Origin of the sequence: Pseudomonas sp. JL2, from assembly GCF_031570495.1 — a bacterium.
In the GTDB taxonomy this organism is placed as follows: domain Bacteria; phylum Pseudomonadota; class Gammaproteobacteria; order Pseudomonadales; family Pseudomonadaceae; genus Aquipseudomonas; species Aquipseudomonas rhizophila.
Genome location: NZ_JAKUDH010000005.1, coordinates 78,112 through 96,222, shown reverse-complemented (window position 1 = coordinate 96,222; position 18,111 = coordinate 78,112). Strand labels below are relative to the sequence as shown.

Sequence of the window (18,111 nt, the reverse complement as noted above, 5' to 3'; positions counted from 1 at the left end):
CAAGACGATATACTGCGCCGCGGAATCGGCATGACCTCCCAGCGTACCCGGGAGCGCCTGATTCAACGGCTCTATGAAGAAGGCCTTTCCAACGCCCAGGTGCTGGAAGTGATTCGCCGCACCCCACGGCATTTGTTCGTCGATGAAGCCTTGGCCCATCGCGCCTACGAAGACACCGCATTGCCGATCGGCCACAACCAGACCATTTCCCAGCCTTATATGGTGGCCCGCATGAGCGAGTTGCTGCTGGAGGCGGGGCCGCTGGACAAGGTGCTGGAGATTGGCACCGGTTCGGGTTACCAGACGGCGGTGTTGTCGCAGCTGGTGGAGCGGGTATTTTCCGTGGAGCGGATCAAGGTGCTGCAGGATCGCGCCAAGGAACGCCTGGTGGAACTGAACCTGCGCAATGTGGTGTTTCGCTGGGGTGATGGCTGGGAAGGCTGGCCGGCCCTGGCACCTTATAACGGCATCATCGTGACCGCCGTTGCCACTGATGTGCCCCAGGCCTTGCTGGATCAACTGGCTCCCGGCGGCCGGCTGGTCATTCCGGTGGGGGCTGGTGAAGTCCAGCAGTTGATGCTGATCGTGCGCGAAGAACAGGGTTTTTCTCGCCACGTGCTGGGGGCGGTTCGGTTCGTTCCGTTGCTTAACGGGCCATTGGCCTGAGCATTTATAAACAGACGCTGAATTCCGTGGCGTGGGTTGTGTCTTACACCGGCGCTGATCAATTTACCGTTGATTGGTTAAACGGATTGCAACGGCGTCGAGCAAACGTGTGCGGCAGCACCTCGCGCTTCATTAATAGAGGTGGGGTTGCGGCCAGCTGTATTTGTAATACCGTTGCCTGCACAGGCAGTTTCCAATTTTTCAACCACCACAAAGGGAGCGGCGGGTGAGTCTCACAGTCATTGCGCAGCGTATGGGTATCACGAGCTTTCAGCGCCTGGTGACTGGCCTTGTCTTGAGTACCTTGCTGGTCGGTTGCTCCAGTACCCCGTCGGGTAACGTCCGGGTTGTCGATCGCACCAACGCAACGCCTCAACGTCCTACAGTAACGACCGGTCAGTATGTAGTCCGTCGCGGTGATACGCTGTTTTCCATCGCTTTTCGCTATGGCTGGGACTACAAAGCCCTCGCTGCGCGAAACAACATTCCTGCGCCCTATACGATTCATCCGGGTCAGAGAATTCGCTTTGATGGGCGCAGTGGTTCAACGCCTACCGCGGTGGTGACTCAGTCCGGTTCGACGGCTTCGTCGTCGAGTAGAACCACGGTGATTCAACGTCCGGTCGGTGCCGCAACGGCAACAGTACCGTCCGTCGCGAGCAAACCGACACCTGCTCCTACCCCCGCGCCAGGCCCCAGCCCGAGCGGCTGGGGATGGCCTTCTAATGGCGTTCTTATTGGAAAATTCTCTTCAAACGGTAGTTTGAATAAAGGAATTGATATCGCCGGGGATTTGGGACAGCCTGTTTTAGCCGCGTCTGATGGCACGGTTGTGTACGCCGGGAGTGGTTTAAGGGGCTACGGCGAACTCGTGATCATCAAACACAGCGATACCTACGTCAGTGCCTACGGTCACAACCGCAGGCTGTTGGTTCGGGAGGGGCAGCAGGTCAAGGTCGGGCAAAAAATTGCCGAAATGGGATCAACGGGAACGGACCGGGTGAAACTGCATTTTGAGATTCGCCGACAAGGTAAGCCAGTCGATCCGCTGCAATTCCTGCCACGTCGTTGATTTGATTGTCAGCCTGTTCCGTCACGTAGAGGGAACAGGCTCCAGCGTTGCCAAGGATAAAGGCGTCGCTTGAGCTTGAGGTCGAACTCACCAAAGGACTATAACAATGGCTCTCAGTAAAGAAGTGCCGGAGTTTGACATCGACGATGAGGTTCTCCTTATGGAGACCGGCATCGCTATGGATTCGATGTCGAATGATGAAGGGGCGACTCCACCTTCCGTTCGTGCCAAATCCAGACACTCCGCTTCGCTTAAACAACATAAGTACATCGACTACACACGGGCGCTGGACGCCACTCAGCTGTACCTCAACGAAATCGGCTTCTCGCCGCTGCTCTCCCCCGAGGAAGAAGTTCATTTTGCGCGTCTGTCGCAAAGTGGCGACCCGGCCGGGCGAAAACGCATGATTGAAAGCAACCTGCGCCTGGTGGTGAAAATCGCCCGACGCTACGTCAATCGTGGCCTATCGCTGCTGGACCTGATCGAAGAGGGTAACCTGGGGCTGATTCGCGCTGTCGAGAAATTCGACCCCGAGCGAGGCTTCCGTTTCTCGACCTACGCGACCTGGTGGATTCGCCAGACCATCGAGCGGGCGATCATGAATCAGACCCGGACCATCCGGTTGCCGATCCATGTGGTCAAGGAGCTGAACGTCTACCTGCGGGCTGCCCGTGAACTCACCCAAAAGCTCGACCACGAACCCTCACCCGAAGAGATCGCCAACCTGCTGGAGAAACCGGTGGGCGAGGTCAAGCGCATGCTTGGGCTCAACGAGCGGGTTTCTTCGGTTGATGTCTCGCTGGGTCCGGACTCGGATAAGACCCTGCTGGACACGCTCACCGATGACCGACCTACCGACCCGTGCGAGCTGCTCCAGGACGATGACTTGTCCCAGAGCATCGACCAGTGGCTCTCGGAGCTCACGGACAAGCAACGGGAAGTGGTGATTCGCCGCTTCGGCTTGCGCGGTCATGAAAGCAGCACCCTTGAAGATGTGGGCCTGGAAATTGGGCTGACCCGTGAGCGGGTCAGGCAGATTCAGGTCGAAGGCCTTAAACGTCTTCGGGAGATCCTGGAGAAGAACGGCCTGTCGAGCGAGTCGTTGTTCCAATAACGGGAACGCACGCGTAATAAGAAAAGCCCCGACTGGTTCGGGGCTTTTTCGTTTCTTTGGCGGCTGTTGCAGCGCTTACTCTGTTTGCCGGCTTGGCGTGTAAGCTTTTGCCTAGTGTTGCGTAAGCGTTTGGTTTCCCGTCGAAGGGATAGACGACTATAAAGGTCGTCGTATTTTTCGTATGTTGTTGATATATAACTATATTTTTATGTATTTCAGTCCTGTGACGAGGCGCAGCGACGGCGTTTGGCCAATTGCACTCGCTGGGGAAAATACTAATATCAGTCCTGTGTCGACGGACAGACACACCTGTCACGGACGATGGGGAAGGAAGGACATCGCAGGATGCGATTCATCAGGACGATGAAAAGGATCAAAGGGATTAGGGAAAAAATGTGGGCGGGTCAAACCGCCCCTTTCTTTTGCCTGCGATTTATTGAATCCGAGAAAACAAAAAGGCCCGCAAGGGGCCTTTTTCAACGAGCGCAGGGGTGATATCAGCGTTCGAGTTCTTTGAGCTTGTCTGGCTTGCCATCCCACTCATCGGCTTCTGGCAGCTTGTCTTTCTTTTCGGTGATATTTGGCCAGATGTCCGCCAGTTCGGCGTTCAGCTCGATGAAGTTCTCCATGCCGGCCGGCACTTCGTCTTCCGAGAAGATGGCAGTCGCCGGGCATTCCGGTTCACACAGGGCGCAATCGATGCACTCGTCCGGGTGAATGACCAGGAAGTTCGGCCCTTCGTAAAAGCAGTCCACCGGACAGACTTCTACGCAGTCGGTGTACTTGCACTTGATGCAGTTGTCGGTGACGACGAAGGTCATTTCTAATTCTCTCCTCAGGCGGCGGCAGCGGAACCCCTTCACGGTGGGCTCGCCAGGTTCGGGAGCGATAGTCTGTGGACCAGGCTAATAGTCCGCAGCATCCCAAACCGCGCGAGATTCTACCAGCTTGAACGCCAGTGCGTTAGATCCGTGTCTTCAATGAATAAAGCAATTCAAGTGCCCGACGTGGCGTCAGGTCGTCCAGATCCACTTTGGCCAGTTCATCAAGCACCGGATGCGGCAGGCTGGCGAACAGGTCGCTCTGCTGCGGAGCCGCCGGTTTGCCTTTGCTCGGGCGCGGTGTTTCGTGGGGCAGGCTGGTGGTTTCCAGACGGCTCAGGTGCTCGCGCGCACGGCTGATCACTTCGCTGGGGACGCCGGCCAGTTGCGCCACCGCCAGGCCGTAGCTCTGGCTGGCCGGGCCGGGAAGCACATGGTGCAGGAATACGATGCGCTCGTTGTGCTCGGTGGCATTGAGATGCACGTTAGCCACCAGTGGCTGGCTTTCCGGCAGTACGGTGAGTTCGAAATAGTGGGTGGCAAACAGCGTGTACGCCCGCAGGTGCGCCAGCCGTTCGGCCGCTGCCCAAGCCAGGGACAGGCCGTCGAAGGTGCTGGTGCCGCGTCCGACCTCGTCCATCAGCACCAGGCTGCGTTCGGTGGCGTTGTGCAGGATGTTCGCGGTTTCGCTCATTTCCACCATGAAGGTCGAACGCCCGCCGGCCAGGTCATCGCTGGAACCGATGCGGGTAAAGATCCGGTCCACCAGGGACAATTCGCAACTGGCTGCCGGTACGAAACTGCCAATGTGGGCCAGCAGCACGATCAAGGCGGTCTGACGCATGTAGGTGGATTTACCGCCCATGTTCGGACCGGTGATCACCAGCATGCGGGTGTTGTCATCCAGGCTCAGGTCGTTGGCCACGAACGGCGTGGTCAATACCTGCTCAACCACCGGGTGACGACCCTGGGTGATGCGCATGCACGGCTCGCTGACAAACCGCGGGCAGTTGAGGTCCAGGTTCAGCGCGCGTTCGGCCAGGTTGCTCAGCACGTCCAGCTCCGCCAAGGCGCCGGCGGTGTCCTGCAGCGGCGGCAGTTGGCTGATCAAGTCTTCGAGCAGCGCCTCATAGAGCATCTTTTCCCGGGCCAGGGCGCGGCTCTTGGCCGACAACGCCTTGTCTTCAAACGCCTTGAGTTCCGGGGTGATGAAACGCTCGGCGCCTTTGAGCGTCTGGCGACGAATGTAGTCAGCTGGCGCCTGTTCGGCCTGTTTGCTCGGCAATTCGATGAAGTAACCGTGGATACGGTTGTAACCGACCTTGAGATTGGCCAGGCCGGTACGGGCTTTTTCCCGGGCTTCGAGGTCGATCAGGAACTGCCCGGCGTTCTCGCTCAGCGATTGCAACTCGTCGAGTTCGGCGTCGTAGCCGGTTTTCAGCACACCGCCGTCACGGATCACCGCTGGCGGGTTGTCGATAATGGCCTTTTCCAGCAGCGCAGCCAGCTCCGGGTAAGTGCTGGTGGTGCGCGCCAGTTGTTGCAGGTGCGGCGCTTCCAGGTCGGTCATCGCCACCTGAAGCTCGGGCAGGGCGCCGAGGGCATCGCGCAGGCGCGCCAGGTCACGGGGGCGGGCGTTGCGCAGGCCGATACGCGCCAGGATCCGCTCGATGTCCCCGATTTCCTTGAGTTGCGGTTGCAACTGCTCGAAGCGATAACGATCCAGCAGGCAGGTAATAGAGCTCTGACGCGCCAGCAGCACCGTCAGGTCTCGCAGCGGACGGTTCAGCCAACGGGTCAGCAGACGGCTGCCCATGGCGGTCTGGCAGCGATCGACCACCGATTGCAGGGTGTTGTCGCGCCCGCCGGCCAGGTTGGTGTCCAGCTCCAGGTTGCGTCGGCTCGCGCCGTCCAGCACCACGGTGTCATCCAGGCGCTCATGACGCAGGCTGCGCAAGTGGGGCAGGGCGGTGCGCTGGGTTTCCTTGGCGTAAGCCAGCAGGCAGCCGGCAGCGCCAATGGCCAGGGTCAGGTTTTCGCAACCGAAGCCTTTAAGGTCCTGAGTGGAGAACTGCTGGCAGAGACTTTTCAGCGCCGAGTCGCGCTCAAAATCCCACGGCGCCCGGCGCCGCACGCCACGGCGTTTTTCCGCCGGCAGGTCTTTGGGCCAGTCATCCGGGATCAGCAACTCCACCGGATTGACCCGCTCCAATTCCGCCAGCAGGTTTTCCCAGCCCTTGATTTCCAGCACCGAGAAATTGCCGCTGGTGATGTCCAGCACCGCCAGGCCGAACAGGCGCTCATCGCCCAGCACGGCGGCGATCAGGTTGTCCCGGCGTTCATCCAGCAAGGCTTCATCACTGACCGTGCCCGGCGTGATGATCCGTACGACTTGGCGTTCCACCGGTCCTTTACTGGTAGCCGGGTCGCCGACCTGCTCGCAGATCACCACCGACTCGCCGAGCTTGACCAGCTTGGCCAGGTAACCTTCCGCCGCGTGGTAAGGAATCCCACACATCGGAATCGCCATGCCCGCCGATTGCCCACGCGCCGTCAGGGTGATGTCCAATAGCTTGGCGGCTTTCTTCGCGTCCTCGTAGAAGATCTCGTAGAAGTCGCCCATGCGGTAGAACATCAGCTGATCGGGGTGCTGATTCTTCAGGCGCCAGTATTGTTGCATCATCGGCGTGTGGCTGGAGAGGTCGTTTACGGCTGTATTCATGGGTGTCAGGGAGGCTCGTTGAAAGGTGTGGGGCAAAAGGAGGGGCATTGGCCCGGCTTTTCCGCGATGGGCGCAAGGTTAACATGGGCGGTCGGGGGGGACCCAGGGATGAGTGTTGTTGGGATCGTATGTATATCCGTTGCTGCGGTAACGGCTGCTTATGGTTCCGCCCTTACGGCGGGTCACTTTCGAAAAGCGCGAAAGTAACCAAAGCGCTTCTGCCCCACCACTCGGTGCCTCGCTTAGGCTCGGCATGCCTGAACGAAGGCATTGCTCCGTGGGCCGCCGCGAAGGGCCATCCATGGCCCAGCGCGGCTAACCCGGCATCCATGCCGGGTTGCCCACTGCGCAATGCCTTCGTTCAGCCAGCGTGGTTAATGGGGCGCCGAGATCAACGTCCACCGCGAGGCGGCCTGATAGCCGACCTGGTTCTTGGTGGGTTCGCGTTTCTCCTGAGGGAGCGAGCCTGCTCGCGAAGGCGGTCTGACAGCCGGCCTGGTGCTCTGGCTGTACGCCGATCCAATTGTGGGAGCGAGCCTGCTCGCGATGACGGCTGCCAATACAACTTAGTTGTAACTGGACTACCGCTATCGCGAGCAAGCTCGCTCCCACAGTGATTACTCGGGCTTCTCTTAGGTCTCGGCTTGCATCGTGAATGCCTACCTCGGCTCAACCACATCCAGCGTCCGATTCGCCAGCAACTGCCCCAGTTCGATCATCTGCTGGACCCCCAGCGCGATATGCCGTCGCGAGCCCTCCAGGTCGAATGCCAGATCACTGACCATGGCGTTGGCCGAGGCCAGGGTTTCGCTGTGGTTGGCGAGCAGGCACTCGGCGTCGATGTTCGGAGCGATGACGTAAAGGGTATCGAGTGTGTCGGATGTTTCTTTGTCGGCTGGCGGCTTGAGGTAGTAGTTCAGAGCGCGGGTGGCGGCTTCGTCGAGTTTTTTGGCTTTGGCCGATTGGGTGCGGGCGATGTGATCGTCTGAAGTTGGGGGATTTGGAGTGTTCTTGAACATGCTTTTGGATCCTTGAGATTGAGCCACCACTCACTCGCGACTAAACGAGGGGGGGGCAGCTGTACGCAGGTTAGTCGACCGGGGATCCAAGGAACCGGCGCGCCCGAGGGCGCCCTGCGCACAGCCACCATCAAGTGCAGGAGTGGGGATACCTGACTGAATGGAGCAATGAGCACCTTGGAATACCGAGCGACTAAACCCGATCACTGATGGGCAGTGACGGGATCAAAAGTACTAATTGGATCCAAGGTGGACAAGCCGGCGGATTCTGGCGCAGTTGTAGGCAGAGGCGCAAGGCGACGTAGCCCGGCCTCGCAAATTTGAAGGACGCAGATCGGGCGGTTTCCCACGAGGTTGTAGGGGGTTTCCAAGCGCTGACAATAGCTGACACCAGCCCAGCGCGTTAGGGCCGTCTGCATCGGTGTTGAATGTTCCGCCGTCATCGCGAGCAGGCTCGCTCCCACAGTTTTACCGAGTCGTTCACAGAACTCGCATACACCCCAAATCCCCTGTGGGAGCGAGCTTGCTCGCGATAGCGGTGGTTCAGCTTGCATTGATGTTGGACGGAAACACTTCATCATCGATATGCATACTTATGCAAAACAGCATTTGTCTTCTGCAAAAAGAACCCGCATCATGCGCGCTATGCAAAAACGCAACGTTTCTTCCGTATTAAGAGCATTGCTCGATCAGCACGGGATCTCCCCCACGGAGCTTCACCGTCGTACCGGCGTGCCTCAGTCAACCCTGTCGCGGATTCTCAGCGGCAAGATTGTCGACCCTTCGGATAAACACATCTCGAAGATCGCCGAATACTTTGCCGTGAGTACCGATCAGTTGCGCGGGCGCGCGGACATTGCGTCTGCCGGCCATCCGCGCCGCGACGAGCCGCATTCCGAACTCAAGGACATAAGCCTGTGGGATGACGACACCCCCGTCGAAGAAGACGAGGTGTCGGTCCCTTTTCTGCGTGAGGTTGAATTGGCTGCTGGATCAGGAAGATTCGTCATCGAGGAAAGCGAGCGCTCAAGTCTGCGCTTTGGCAAGCGCAGCCTGCGTCATAACGGCGTGCAGTTCGACCAGGCCAAATGCGTGACGGTACGCGGCAACAGCATGTTGCCAGTGCTGCGCGATGGCGCCACGGTCGGGGTGAACGCAGGCAAATGCGGGATCGGCGACATCGTCGACGGCGATCTCTATGCCATCAACCACAACGGTCAACTGCGGGTGAAGCAGCTTTACCGCCTGCCCACCGGCATCCGCCTGCGCAGCTTCAACCGCGACGAGCATCCAGATGAGGACTACACCTTCCAGGACATGCAGGATGAGCAAATCGTCATCCTCGGCCACGTCTTCTGGTGGGGAATGTACGCCCGTTAACCCCTCCGCTGTCAGATAAAACCCGCCATCGTGCGGGTTTTTTTACGCCTGTGAAAATCCCCTGACCCCTGTGTTTGCTGGGCTTTATGCGTCTATGCATTCGCCGCGCATAAATAAATGCATTTACGCATTGACTGTATATGCATCCATGCATATTCTGTGTCCAAGCCGCTCGACAAAGCGGCTGGCAACGAAGCTCTTTAGTTCCACCAACAGGCAGCGATGAACCGGCCTTAACGGTTCAGAGGGTTGGCAACTGACCCGGGTGTGCAGCGTAAAGCACCAGAAGCAGTTATCCGGCGGGCAGGGACCGCGGTCGGAAAAACAATATGAATGGATCCGTACCGCGCCAGTCGCGCCGAAAGATCAACTTCCTTCTGGCCATCGGCCAGGGAAGGCGAAGGACCGCATTACTGAAAAGCCCGGTTCACCCCGGGCTTTTTGGAATGCCTACCTCAAGAGACATCGTTTGAACCCAACACACATTTCTCATCCATCACCCCAGGAGGCGTGACATGACAAACGAGCAACAAGCGTTGCTGGACATGCCGATCTGGCTGGTCATCGTGCTCGCCCTGGTGGGCGGCGTGACCGGCGAGATGTGGCGTGCCGACAAAGAGGGCGCCCGCGGCTGGTCGCTACTGCGTCGCCTGGCCCTGCGTTCCGGCGCCTGCATGGTCTGCGGCGTCTCGGCGATCATGCTGTTGTACGCCATGGGCCTGTCGATCTGGGCCGCAGGAGCCTTCGGTTGCCTGACGGCGATGGCCGGGGCGGACGTGGCCATCGGGCTTTACGAACGCTGGGCCGCCAAGCGGATGGGCGTCAGTGAGCTGCCGCCGCGTGATTCCCGTTCCGACCAACATTGATCCCTCGCTGCTGATCTTCGTGCCGCCATAAAAAACAGGAGACCTTGATGCCTGCCGCCCTCGAAAAACCGTCGCAGCTGTTCTTCGCCATTGCCCAGACGCTACGCGCCACTTATCCCACTTTGAAAATCGGCAGCCCCCAGGAGTTCGATGGCACCGACGACCAACCCTGGGTGCTGATTGCCCTCGAACGTGATGCGTCAGGCAACCGCGCCAACGACGGACGTATCGCCCATGTCCTGACGGTTTCCCTGCAAGTGGTCATGGCCGTTGCGGGATGGGAGGCGTGCGATCTGGCCGGTGAGCTGAAACATCTGGTGGTGGATAACCGCTGGGGGCTGTCGGGCGATCAATGTGATCTGCCCACGGAGATCGATGGCCGTGCATCCACGTTCACCCACGAAGCCCGGGCATACACCGCCTGGACCCTTTCCTTCACTCAAACCCTGTACCTCGGCCCGACGCTGCTGGAGGACCCGTTGGGCATCCCGAAATTTGCCCGGACCTGGGAAGTCTCGAACATCGATGACCCGGCTCAATACACCGCACTTGAGGGCTGACCCATGTTTGATGCGCTATTACGGATGCATCTGGGGCCGCTCATCGAGCGTCTGGCCGAGATGGAAACCGAGCTGGAAGACCTGCATCGGCGCGCCGACAGTTTCTGTCGCATCGGCGTTTGTCAGGAAGTCGACGCGGCCAGCAACACCTGCAAGGTCAGCCATGGCGAATTGCTGACCCCCGCGATCCGTTTTTTCAATCCCAGCGCTGGCGAACAGAGCGAGTCGCGGATTCCCTCCGTGGGCGAGCAGTGCCTGCTGCTGAACCATGGCGGCGGTGAGAGCGGTGGGCAGTCGGTTGCGTTGTTCGGCCTCAATGGCGGTCAATTCCCGCCCGTCTCCACACAGGCATCACTGACGCGACGCCGCTATCAGGACGGCACGGAAAACGGCTACGACCACGCCAGCCATGTCCTGCACTGGCAAAACGGCCCGACGGCATTCACCGGTTCCCGTGAGTCCATCGACTTAAGCATTGGCCCGGCGAGGCTGGCGATGACGCCGCAGGCCATCGAATTGCAACTGGGCGCCGTCGGCATACGGCTCGACGCGTCCGGTGTGCACCTGAGCGGCCCGGTGGTGGATCACCAGGGGCGCGTCATCAGTACCGCATAAGAGATTTCCTCATGATTGGAATCGATCGAAATACCGGCGCCACGGTCGACGACTGGCTGCAGTTCGTGCAGCGCGCCACCCGTGCATTGACCACGCCGTTGGGCACTCGCCAGAAGCGCCCTCTGTATGGCTGCGCCCTCACGCAATTGCTCGGGCAGAACCTCGGCGATGACCTGCTGATCCTTGCCCAGAGCCACGCGGCCCAAGCGTTCTACAACCCGGACAACGGCATCGGCGACTTCGAGCCGCAGGTCATTGTTGCCAGCCGACACGGCGCCGGCTTGTTGTTGCGCTTCGCCGGCACCTGGAAAAACCGCAAACAGACTTTCGAGGTGGTGACATGAGCATGTTGATACCCGGCCAGAACCAATTGGCCGAACCGGCAATCGTCACTGTCGAAGCGTTCGAAGACTTGCTCGCAGAGTTCAAGACCTTCGTGGTCGAGTACGTCGCCGCACGCTCTCCCGCCAGCGCGGCGAAGCTGGTGGACAGCCTCGAAAACGAAAGCGAATTGCTGACCCTGGCCCTGGAGGCGTTCTGCGTCCGCCTGCAAACCCACGAACGCAAATACAACGCCCGCATCAAGCAGATGCTGGCGTGGTGGGCCACGGGGACCAACCTCGATGCCCGCCTCGCGGACATGGGCCTCGAACGCCAGTTGCTCGATCCTGGCGACCCGGCAGCATTCCCGCCCATCCCTCCGGTTTACGAGAGCGATGATGACGCCCGCTTGCGCTATTACCTTGCGCCCCATGCCCCGGCGGCCGGCTCGCGCATGCAGTATCGGCGGGAGATTTTTACCCTGGGTGAACGGCCCGTCGTGAAGGTGGAAAACGCCTCGGCCGGTGTCGTGACGGTTACCTACACCTTCAACCCGGATGGCTATGCGGCGCAGGTCAAGGACGGCAACGGACGCCGCACCGCGCCGGGCGAAGTCACGGTCACGGTGCTGTCCCGGGAGGGCGATGGCACACCGTCCGAGACACTCCTTGAGGGTGTTCGTCAGCACTTCGCTCGTCCTGATGTGCGACCGGAGACGGATCACGTCATCGTCCAGGCTGCGCAAATCAAACCCTACAAAATCCGCGTCGTGGCGAAGATCAATGCCGGCCCGGATTCGGGTTTGACCCAGGTTGCGGCACAACAGCAGCTGCAGGCGTACGCCGAGGCCTGTCATCACTTGGAGGGCCGGGTGGACCCGAGTTGGATCGACTACACGCTGCACAGCGCGGGGGCGGTTCAGCTGCAGATTCTCGAACCGCTCGAGCCGATTGTGACAACGGCTTTTCAAGCTCCGTACTGCACGGGTGTCGAGGTCGAGGTGGATACGTTATGAGTGACGACACACCTCGCCCAAGCCTGCTGCCGGCCAACAGTTCGCCGCTGGAAAGGGCGCTCGATCTGGGTTTCGCCCGGCTGCTGGAGCGTATCGATCCGCCGTTTCCCGAGTTGATGAATCCGGCAGCCACGCCTTTGGCGTTCCTGCCCTATCTCGCGGCGGATCGCGGGGTCAGTGAGTGGAGCTCTGCGGCGCCCGAAGCTGAAAAGCGCCTGACGGTTGAACTGGCCTGGCCCACCGCACGGCAAGCCGGGACGCGAAAGGCGCTGGAAAACGCCGCCAAGGGTTTGCAACTGATGCCTGAGGTGCGCGCTTGGCATGAGCAAACGCCCCCCGGCCCGCCCTACAGCTTTTACGTCAGGGCGTTTACCGAACAGCCCTACAGCGAAGCCATCGACGCCCGTCTCGACCGCCGTCTGGCCGACGCCAAAAGCGAGCGCGACACCTTGACGGTCTCTGTCGGCTTGAGTGCGTTCGGCCGTCACGTCATCGGCGCCGCCACGGTGTGCGGCGAACTCACCACGGTTTATCCGATTGTCATCGAAGGGCTTGAAGCCTCGGGCCAGGCCTTCAAGGCCGCCGCGCTCTACACCGTCGAAACCTCCACTATTTATCCACAGGGGTCCTAAATGGCCGACTACTACACCCTGCTCACCGATGCGGGGATCGCCTACGAAACCGCCTGCAAGGCGGCGGGCACACCGATCAAGCTGTCGCAGATTTCTGTCGGTGACGGCGGCGGCGAAGTTTACAACCCGGCCGCAACCGCCACGGCGCTCAAACGCGAAGTGTGGCGCGGGCCACTCAATGCGCTGTTCCAGGATGAGAAAAACCCGAGCTGGTTGCTCGCTGAAGTCACCATCCCGCCCGACGTGGGCGGCTGGTATGTGCGTGAGGCCGGGATCTGGACCGATACCGGGGTTCTGTATGCGATCGTCAAATATCCGGAGTCGTTCAAGCCGGTGTTGGCGACGTCGGGTTCGGGGAAAGAGTTTTATATCCGGTCTATTTTCGAGACCAGTAATGCTGAGTTGGTGACGCTGCTGATTGATGACACGGTGGTCAAGGCGACGCGGGCTTGGGTTGCCAGCTACGTCGCTGATGAGCTGGCCAAGCTCGACAGGAAGCAGTCTGTGCGGGTGGCGACGACGGCTAACATTGTTTTGAGTGGTGCCCAGGCGATTGACGGTGTTGCCGTGGTTGCCGGGAATCGGGTGCTTGTTAAATCCCAGACCTTGGCGAAAGACAACGGTATCTACGTTGCTGCGAACGGCGCTTGGGTTCGGGCAAAGGATGCTGATGCGAATGCCGAGGTTACTTCAGGATTGAGTGTTCCGGTCGAAGAGGGGGCGACGCTTGCTAATACGATTTGGCAGTTAGTTACGGATGGTGGGATTGTTCTGGGCACTACGGCGTTGAGTTTTCAGAATGTGACGCAGGGGTTTGCGCCTCTTAATTCCCCGGCCTTGTCGGGCACACCAACGGCCCCGACAGTAGCGGGAACCGACAACAGCTCCCAGATTGCTACGTCAGCGGCGGTTCGGGCCATCATGGCTCAGTTTGGTTTGGGTGCTACCGCATTCAACTATGCCGGGAACCTCGACACTCTCTCGCTGACTGGCGTGTACATGGTCACCACCAGTACAACCGGTACCAAGCCAGTTTATCCAGAGCCGCAAGGCACGGGGGCAATCCCGAACGGTACTGTGTTTCACATGGAGCGCGGCAATAGCAACATGGCTACGCAATTTTGGGATTCATTGGTGAACGCCATTCTGCCGATCACCTGCATGCGCACGCGTACTGCTAACGGTGTCTGGACTCCCTGGACGCAGATATGGAGTAGCGGCAACACGCCAAAACAGGCTAACCCGCTCGATTTAACTCCGGGCGCCATGCTTGGCACAGGGTCGTTTGGGGTCGGCCGGGCAATCGTCGGTACAGCGCAGGATTTGAATGACTACACAGTGCCTGGTGATTACCTGACAGCCGCGGCTGGCCAGCTCAACCTCCCACCTGGTTGGAGTCCTACCAGACGTTACGGTCTCAAGGTTTCTGGCCTTTCCAATGTTGGCGAGCGTCTGACGCAAACGCTGATCTCGGGAATGTCGGGGGATGAGGTTGGCATGGCGATCCGTGCACGTCGTGAGGATGGGCAGTGGAAAGACTGGGAGGAAATCACAACCAGTCGACACGGCCCTTTCAAGGCGACTCAGACCTACAAGGCCGCAGGGGTGTTTACCTGGGCGGTGCCAGCCGGGGTTAAGAAGGTCTGGGTTACGGTAATTGGGGGTGGGGGCGGCGGCGGTCGTGCAAGAGTCTCCGGGGCAGGATCAGGTGGCGGTGGTGGCGGTGGTTGGGCGCAAAAGTTAGTTGATCTCTCGAACGTAACCAGCGTTACCGTGACTGTAGGCGCTGGTGGCGATGGCGCTACCGTGGAGGGAAGCATCGGTGAAACCGGCGCAACATCGTCGTTTGGAACCTATCTATCCGCAACCGGTGGGATTGGTGGCATAGGCAACGCGGCGGCGGGTTTGGCGAATGGACCTGGGAATGGCGGGGTCGGTACTGGTGGGGATTTCAATACGTCTCTTGGGGTTGGGCACGTTAGCTATGGGACTGTGGGCGGCTCAGGTGGCGGACCCGGCGGTCGATGCACGCAAGGGCCATATCCAGGTAACGGGGGTATGGGGCCTGGCGGCGGTGGGTCAGGTGCGTACTTCGGCTACAACGGCGGCCCCGGTGCCGCCGGCAACGTAATTATTCAGTGGTGATCAGCATGTGGGCAAGAATCGAAAACGGGACGGTAGTCGAAACTACCGACGTTGATCCAACGGAACGCTTCCACCCCGATCTGTTGTGGCGGGCTTGTCCCGAGGATGTTCGGCCGGACTGGACGTTAACGGACGGCGAGTTTTCTCCGCCACCGGCAATTTCTACTTCCGAGCAGGTCGATACCGAGCGGGTATGGCGTAACTATGAATTGCAAAGCACGGAATGGCTTGTAACACGACACCGCGATGAACAGGACATTGAGCACGAGACCACGCTTACGGCCGCTCAATATTCTGAACTACTTGGCTACCGGCAGGCACTTCGGGATTGGCCGCAAACAGTTACTTTCCCAAGTACTGAGTCGCGGCCGATTGCACCCCCTTGGCTCGCTGACCAACCCCAATAAAACGCCCCGCACCGACGGGGCGTTTTCTTTTCCGCAACATCACAAAAACCTGACAACAGCCCCGCACACACGGGGCTTTTTCGTATCTGGAGAACCCCAAATGGCACTACGCCAAACCTACACCGTGCTCCTCCCATTCCCCACCGGCGGCGGCCATTGGTCGAGTGTTGGGCAGGAACTCGACCTGCTCGACGTCGAGGCCAACGCTTGGCATAGCGCTGGTCGTCTGCAGTTGAAAAAAACCGAGGTCGCCGAAGCGGCTTCTGCATCCACCCCGGCCAAAAAGGCCACAACCAAAAAGGCTGAATAACCATGGCTGAGGTTTTGAACTTCGAGCACAACGGCATCACCGTCAATGCCACTGAATCTCCCGAGGCCATGGGTGGCCTGGGCGACAACGTCATCGGGCTGGTCGGCACCGCGCCGAATGCCAACCTGTTGATTCCGAAAAACACCCCATTTCGCATCAACAGCTTCACCACTCAGGCCCAGTTGGACCCGACCGGTGCTGAGGCGGGGACGCTGTTTCAGGCGGTTTACCAGATCCTCAAAGTGGTCAAGGTGCCGGTCTACGTGGTCATCGTCGAAGAGGGTGCCACACCGGCCGACACGCAGAACAACGTGATTGGCGGCATCGAGGCCGAGACCGGGCGCAAACTCGGTCTGGCGGCGCTCAGTGGGGTCGCTGAAGACCTGACCATCATCGGCGCGCCAGGCTTCACCGGCACCAAGGCGGTAGCGAGCGAGTTCGCCTCGTTCGGCAAGCGTATCAAGGCGCGTGTGGTGCTCGACGGCAAGGACGCTGCGGTTGCTGATCAAGTGACCTACAGCCAGGAACTGGGCGGCGCGGAACTCGGTTTCGATCGTTGCCTGGTGGTGCACAACATGCCGGCGGTGTACTCGAAAGCGGCGAAGAAAAACGTCTTCCTGGCGCCGTCGAGCCTGGCCATCGCCGCACTGGCCAAGGTCAAGCAATGGGAGAGCCCGGGCAACCAGGTGACCTATGCCGAAGACGTCTCGCGCACCGTGGAATACAACATCCTCGACACCTCCACCGAAGGCGATCTGCTCAACCGTTACGGCGTTTGCTACTACGCCCGGACCATTCTCGGCGGCTTCTCGCTGCTGGGTAACCGCTCCGTCACTGGCAAGTTCATCAGCTACGTCGGCCTGGAAGATGCCATCAGTCGCAAGCTGGTGAAAGCCGGCCAGAAGGCCATGGCCAAGAACCTGACCAAATCGTTCATGGATCAGGAGGTCAAGCGCATCAACGACTGGCTGCAAACCCTGGTCGCCGACGAAACCATCCCCGGCGGCAGCGTGTACCTGCACCCGGAATTGAACAGCGTCGAGAAGTACAAGAACGGCACCTGGTACGTGGTCATCGACTACGGCCGCTACGCGCCGAACGAACACATGATTTATCAACTCAATGCCCGCGATGAAATCATCGAGCAGTTCCTGGAGGACGTTCTCTAATGTTTACCAACCGCGTAAGACAGGCCATCGCGGCCACCCTGCAAGGCCTGCCGTTGTCGGCGACGGTGGAAGAGTTCACGCCGCCGAAGATCGAGTTCGACATGGAGGCGATGGTCGGTGGACGCTTCATTGCCGAAGAAATGGCCAAGAGCGGCAAGGTGCTGAACGCTACCCTCGTACTGCAAGGAGCCGGGCCGGAAATCATGCTCGCCCTGGGTGTGCAACTAGGCGATGACATTCTGCTGAACGTGCGTGAAGCCGGTCAGGATCAGGATGGCAACACCTGGTTCACCTACCACACCGTCGGCGGCAAGCTCAAATCCCTGGAGGAGGCCAAGCTGAAGATGGGCGACAAACCCACCACGACACTTGAGCTGGCCTGCCGCACCTACAACCGTCTCGAAAACGGTGTCCCGGTGATCGACATCGATGTGCGCACCCAGAAGTTCGTGCTCAACGGCGTCGACATCCTCGGTGATGCGCGCCGTGCGGTGTTGTTGCCCTAAGCAAATGTCTGGCAACTGAACGCAGACCGGTGGGAGCGAGCTTGCTCGCGATAGCGGTGTGTCAGACACCTTGATGCTGGGTGTACCGCCGCCATCGCGAGCAGGCTCGCTCCCACAGGTTGCGTCCTCCACTGACCGGCACCGCGCAACCTCCCATGATTGACCAAGGAATTCATTTCATGTCCTGGACACCTCCTGTTCACGTCTTGCTGTCGCCGATTACCGGTGATGACGGGGCGCAAATCGAGCAGCTTCAGCTCAAGCCGCTGCACTACGCCGCACAGAAAGATGCCCTGGCCCGTGCCGGCGACGATGAGGACGATCAGTTTTTCGAGCTGGCCAAAATGGCCACTGGCCTGTCGGTCAAGGAGCTGGATCAGCTCAAGCGCCCGGACTACGTGAGCATTGCGCAATACGTGCACGAAATGTCCACTCGCCCGACGTCCCACTTTCTGGAATCGACGGAAGGCGCAGCAGTCGACCCCGACCAGGTGCAACTGCTCCAAACGCTCAACGTCGCTGGCCGCAGCCTGACCTCGCTGACCCTGGAAATGCCCGTGCTGCGAGCGACCAAGGCGATGAAAAAACTGAAGACGGCCAAGGAACGCGCCGAGTTCATCACCGCCCATTGCACCGGCCTGATGATTCCCGATCTGGACCTGCTGACCGTGCCCGACTGGACACAGCTTCAGGTACGCATCGACGATTTTTTAAACAAACCGGCGGACTTCTTTCGGAGCGCGACATCGAAGTGATCCTCGATGTGGTGCC

The 18,111-nt window shown here is 59.7% G+C and carries 19 protein-coding genes; 16 read left to right on the top strand and 3 right to left on the bottom strand.

Features of this window, described 5'->3' with window-relative positions:
* The first annotated feature begins 30 nt into the window (after positions 1-30).
* The 3 genes from MKS85_RS09565 (at position 31) to rpoS (ending at position 2,852) form a co-directional block, all read left to right on the top strand.
* Entirely contained in the window at positions 31-666 is a 636-nt protein-coding gene (locus tag MKS85_RS09565) for a protein-L-isoaspartate(D-aspartate) O-methyltransferase (protein WP_171061419.1), read from the top strand.
* Positions 667-892: 226 nt separating this feature from the next.
* Entirely contained in the window at positions 893-1,738 is an 846-nt protein-coding gene (locus MKS85_RS09560; RefSeq protein WP_047227587.1) for a peptidoglycan DD-metalloendopeptidase family protein, read from the top strand.
* Between the two features lie 106 nt (positions 1,739-1,844).
* Positions 1,845-2,852, top strand: coding sequence for an RNA polymerase sigma factor RpoS (gene rpoS, locus MKS85_RS09555; protein ID WP_047227588.1), 1,008 nt, complete (start codon positions 1,845-1,847; stop codon positions 2,850-2,852).
* Between the two features lie 497 nt (positions 2,853-3,349).
* On the opposite strand, the gene fdxA is transcribed toward rpoS, so the two are convergent.
* From fdxA to MKS85_RS09540, 3 genes are all read right to left on the bottom strand, one after another.
* On the bottom strand, positions 3,350-3,673 hold the full coding sequence (fdxA, locus tag MKS85_RS09550; protein WP_047227589.1) for a ferredoxin FdxA: 324 nt from the start codon (positions 3,671-3,673) through the stop codon (positions 3,350-3,352).
* Positions 3,674-3,815: 142 nt separating this feature from the next.
* Positions 3,816-6,395 carry a DNA mismatch repair protein MutS gene (gene mutS, locus MKS85_RS09545; protein WP_076386171.1) on the bottom strand — a complete coding sequence of 860 codons (2,580 nt, stop codon included), beginning with the start codon at positions 6,393-6,395 and terminating at the stop codon, positions 3,816-3,818.
* Positions 6,396-7,054: 659 nt separating this feature from the next.
* The gene (locus tag MKS85_RS09540) at positions 7,055-7,414 is read right to left on the bottom strand and encodes a DUF6124 family protein (RefSeq protein ID WP_139051045.1); all 360 of its coding nucleotides are present in this window, start codon (positions 7,412-7,414) and stop codon (positions 7,055-7,057) included.
* A gap of 645 nt (positions 7,415-8,059) precedes the next feature.
* Between MKS85_RS09540 and MKS85_RS09535 the strand changes: the two genes are divergently transcribed.
* The 13 genes from MKS85_RS09535 (at position 8,060) to MKS85_RS09475 (ending at position 18,095) form a co-directional block, all read left to right on the top strand.
* On the top strand, positions 8,060-8,794 hold the full coding sequence (locus tag MKS85_RS09535; protein WP_139051067.1) for an XRE family transcriptional regulator: 735 nt from the start codon (positions 8,060-8,062) through the stop codon (positions 8,792-8,794).
* A 515-nt stretch (positions 8,795-9,309) separates the two neighbouring features.
* Positions 9,310-9,660 carry a phage holin family protein gene (locus MKS85_RS09530; protein WP_047229987.1) on the top strand — a complete coding sequence of 117 codons (351 nt, stop codon included), beginning with the start codon at positions 9,310-9,312 and terminating at the stop codon, positions 9,658-9,660.
* A 47-nt stretch (positions 9,661-9,707) separates the two neighbouring features.
* Positions 9,708-10,220: a hypothetical protein gene (locus MKS85_RS09525; protein ID WP_139051044.1), complete on the top strand. Its 513-nt coding sequence runs from the start codon at positions 9,708-9,710 to the stop codon at positions 10,218-10,220.
* 3 nt (positions 10,221-10,223) lie between these two features.
* Entirely contained in the window at positions 10,224-10,835 is a 612-nt protein-coding gene (locus MKS85_RS09520) for a phage baseplate assembly protein V (protein ID WP_076386163.1), read from the top strand.
* 11 nt (positions 10,836-10,846) lie between these two features.
* Positions 10,847-11,179, top strand: a complete 333-nt coding sequence (locus tag MKS85_RS09515) for a phage baseplate protein (RefSeq protein WP_047229990.1) — start codon at positions 10,847-10,849, stop codon at positions 11,177-11,179.
* Positions 11,176-12,171, top strand: a complete 996-nt coding sequence (locus MKS85_RS09510; RefSeq protein WP_139051043.1) for a baseplate J/gp47 family protein — start codon at positions 11,176-11,178, stop codon at positions 12,169-12,171. Before MKS85_RS09515 ends, MKS85_RS09510 begins: the two co-directional genes overlap by 4 nt.
* Positions 12,168-12,803, top strand: a complete 636-nt coding sequence (locus MKS85_RS09505; RefSeq protein WP_139051042.1) for a phage tail protein I — start codon at positions 12,168-12,170, stop codon at positions 12,801-12,803. Before MKS85_RS09510 ends, MKS85_RS09505 begins: the two co-directional genes overlap by 4 nt.
* Positions 12,804-14,948, top strand: a complete 2,145-nt coding sequence (locus tag MKS85_RS09500; RefSeq protein ID WP_223194409.1) for a phage tail protein — start codon at positions 12,804-12,806, stop codon at positions 14,946-14,948.
* A gap of 5 nt (positions 14,949-14,953) precedes the next feature.
* Positions 14,954-15,355 carry a phage tail assembly chaperone gene (locus MKS85_RS09495; RefSeq protein ID WP_139051041.1) on the top strand — a complete coding sequence of 134 codons (402 nt, stop codon included), beginning with the start codon at positions 14,954-14,956 and terminating at the stop codon, positions 15,353-15,355.
* Between the two features lie 100 nt (positions 15,356-15,455).
* Positions 15,456-15,665 (top strand): hypothetical protein, encoded by a 210-nt coding sequence (locus MKS85_RS09490; RefSeq protein WP_139051040.1) that lies wholly within the window; start codon positions 15,456-15,458, stop codon positions 15,663-15,665.
* Between the two features lie 2 nt (positions 15,666-15,667).
* On the top strand, positions 15,668-16,834 hold the full coding sequence (locus MKS85_RS09485) for a phage tail protein (RefSeq protein ID WP_139051039.1): 1,167 nt from the start codon (positions 15,668-15,670) through the stop codon (positions 16,832-16,834).
* A complete protein-coding gene (locus MKS85_RS09480) occupies positions 16,834-17,340 on the top strand; it encodes a phage major tail tube protein (protein WP_076386151.1) in 507 nt (168 codons plus the stop codon). Before MKS85_RS09485 ends, MKS85_RS09480 begins: the two co-directional genes overlap by 1 nt.
* Before the next feature lie 179 nt (positions 17,341-17,519).
* A complete protein-coding gene (locus tag MKS85_RS09475; RefSeq protein WP_139051038.1) occupies positions 17,520-18,095 on the top strand; it encodes a phage tail assembly protein in 576 nt (191 codons plus the stop codon).
* Positions 18,096-18,111 lie beyond the last annotated feature (16 nt).

Excerpts from the sequence above, each read along its gene's own strand:
- MKS85_RS09565 (WP_171061419.1), top strand. The coding sequence starts at position 31 with ATGACCTCCCAGCGTACCCGGGAGCGCCTGATTCAACGGCTCTATGAA.
- rpoS (WP_047227588.1), top strand. The coding sequence starts at position 1,845 with ATGGCTCTCAGTAAAGAAGTGCCGGAGTTTGACATCGACGATGAGGTT.
- fdxA (WP_047227589.1), bottom strand. The coding sequence starts at position 3,673 with ATGACCTTCGTCGTCACCGACAACTGCATCAAGTGCAAGTACACCGAC.
- mutS (WP_076386171.1), bottom strand. The coding sequence starts at position 6,395 with ATGAATACAGCCGTAAACGACCTCTCCAGCCACACGCCGATGATGCAA.
- MKS85_RS09540 (WP_139051045.1), bottom strand. The coding sequence starts at position 7,414 with ATGTTCAAGAACACTCCAAATCCCCCAACTTCAGACGATCACATCGCC.
- MKS85_RS09535 (WP_139051067.1), top strand. The coding sequence starts at position 8,060 with ATGCAAAAACGCAACGTTTCTTCCGTATTAAGAGCATTGCTCGATCAG.
- MKS85_RS09530 (WP_047229987.1), top strand. The coding sequence starts at position 9,310 with ATGACAAACGAGCAACAAGCGTTGCTGGACATGCCGATCTGGCTGGTC.
- MKS85_RS09525 (WP_139051044.1), top strand. The coding sequence starts at position 9,708 with ATGCCTGCCGCCCTCGAAAAACCGTCGCAGCTGTTCTTCGCCATTGCC.
- MKS85_RS09520 (WP_076386163.1), top strand. The coding sequence starts at position 10,224 with ATGTTTGATGCGCTATTACGGATGCATCTGGGGCCGCTCATCGAGCGT.
- MKS85_RS09515 (WP_047229990.1), top strand. The coding sequence starts at position 10,847 with ATGATTGGAATCGATCGAAATACCGGCGCCACGGTCGACGACTGGCTG.
- MKS85_RS09510 (WP_139051043.1), top strand. The coding sequence starts at position 11,176 with ATGAGCATGTTGATACCCGGCCAGAACCAATTGGCCGAACCGGCAATC.
- MKS85_RS09505 (WP_139051042.1), top strand. The coding sequence starts at position 12,168 with ATGAGTGACGACACACCTCGCCCAAGCCTGCTGCCGGCCAACAGTTCG.
- MKS85_RS09500 (WP_223194409.1), top strand. The coding sequence starts at position 12,804 with ATGGCCGACTACTACACCCTGCTCACCGATGCGGGGATCGCCTACGAA.
- MKS85_RS09495 (WP_139051041.1), top strand. The coding sequence starts at position 14,954 with ATGTGGGCAAGAATCGAAAACGGGACGGTAGTCGAAACTACCGACGTT.
- MKS85_RS09490 (WP_139051040.1), top strand. The coding sequence starts at position 15,456 with ATGGCACTACGCCAAACCTACACCGTGCTCCTCCCATTCCCCACCGGC.
- MKS85_RS09485 (WP_139051039.1), top strand. The coding sequence starts at position 15,668 with ATGGCTGAGGTTTTGAACTTCGAGCACAACGGCATCACCGTCAATGCC.
- MKS85_RS09480 (WP_076386151.1), top strand. The coding sequence starts at position 16,834 with ATGTTTACCAACCGCGTAAGACAGGCCATCGCGGCCACCCTGCAAGGC.
- MKS85_RS09475 (WP_139051038.1), top strand. The coding sequence starts at position 17,520 with ATGTCCTGGACACCTCCTGTTCACGTCTTGCTGTCGCCGATTACCGGT.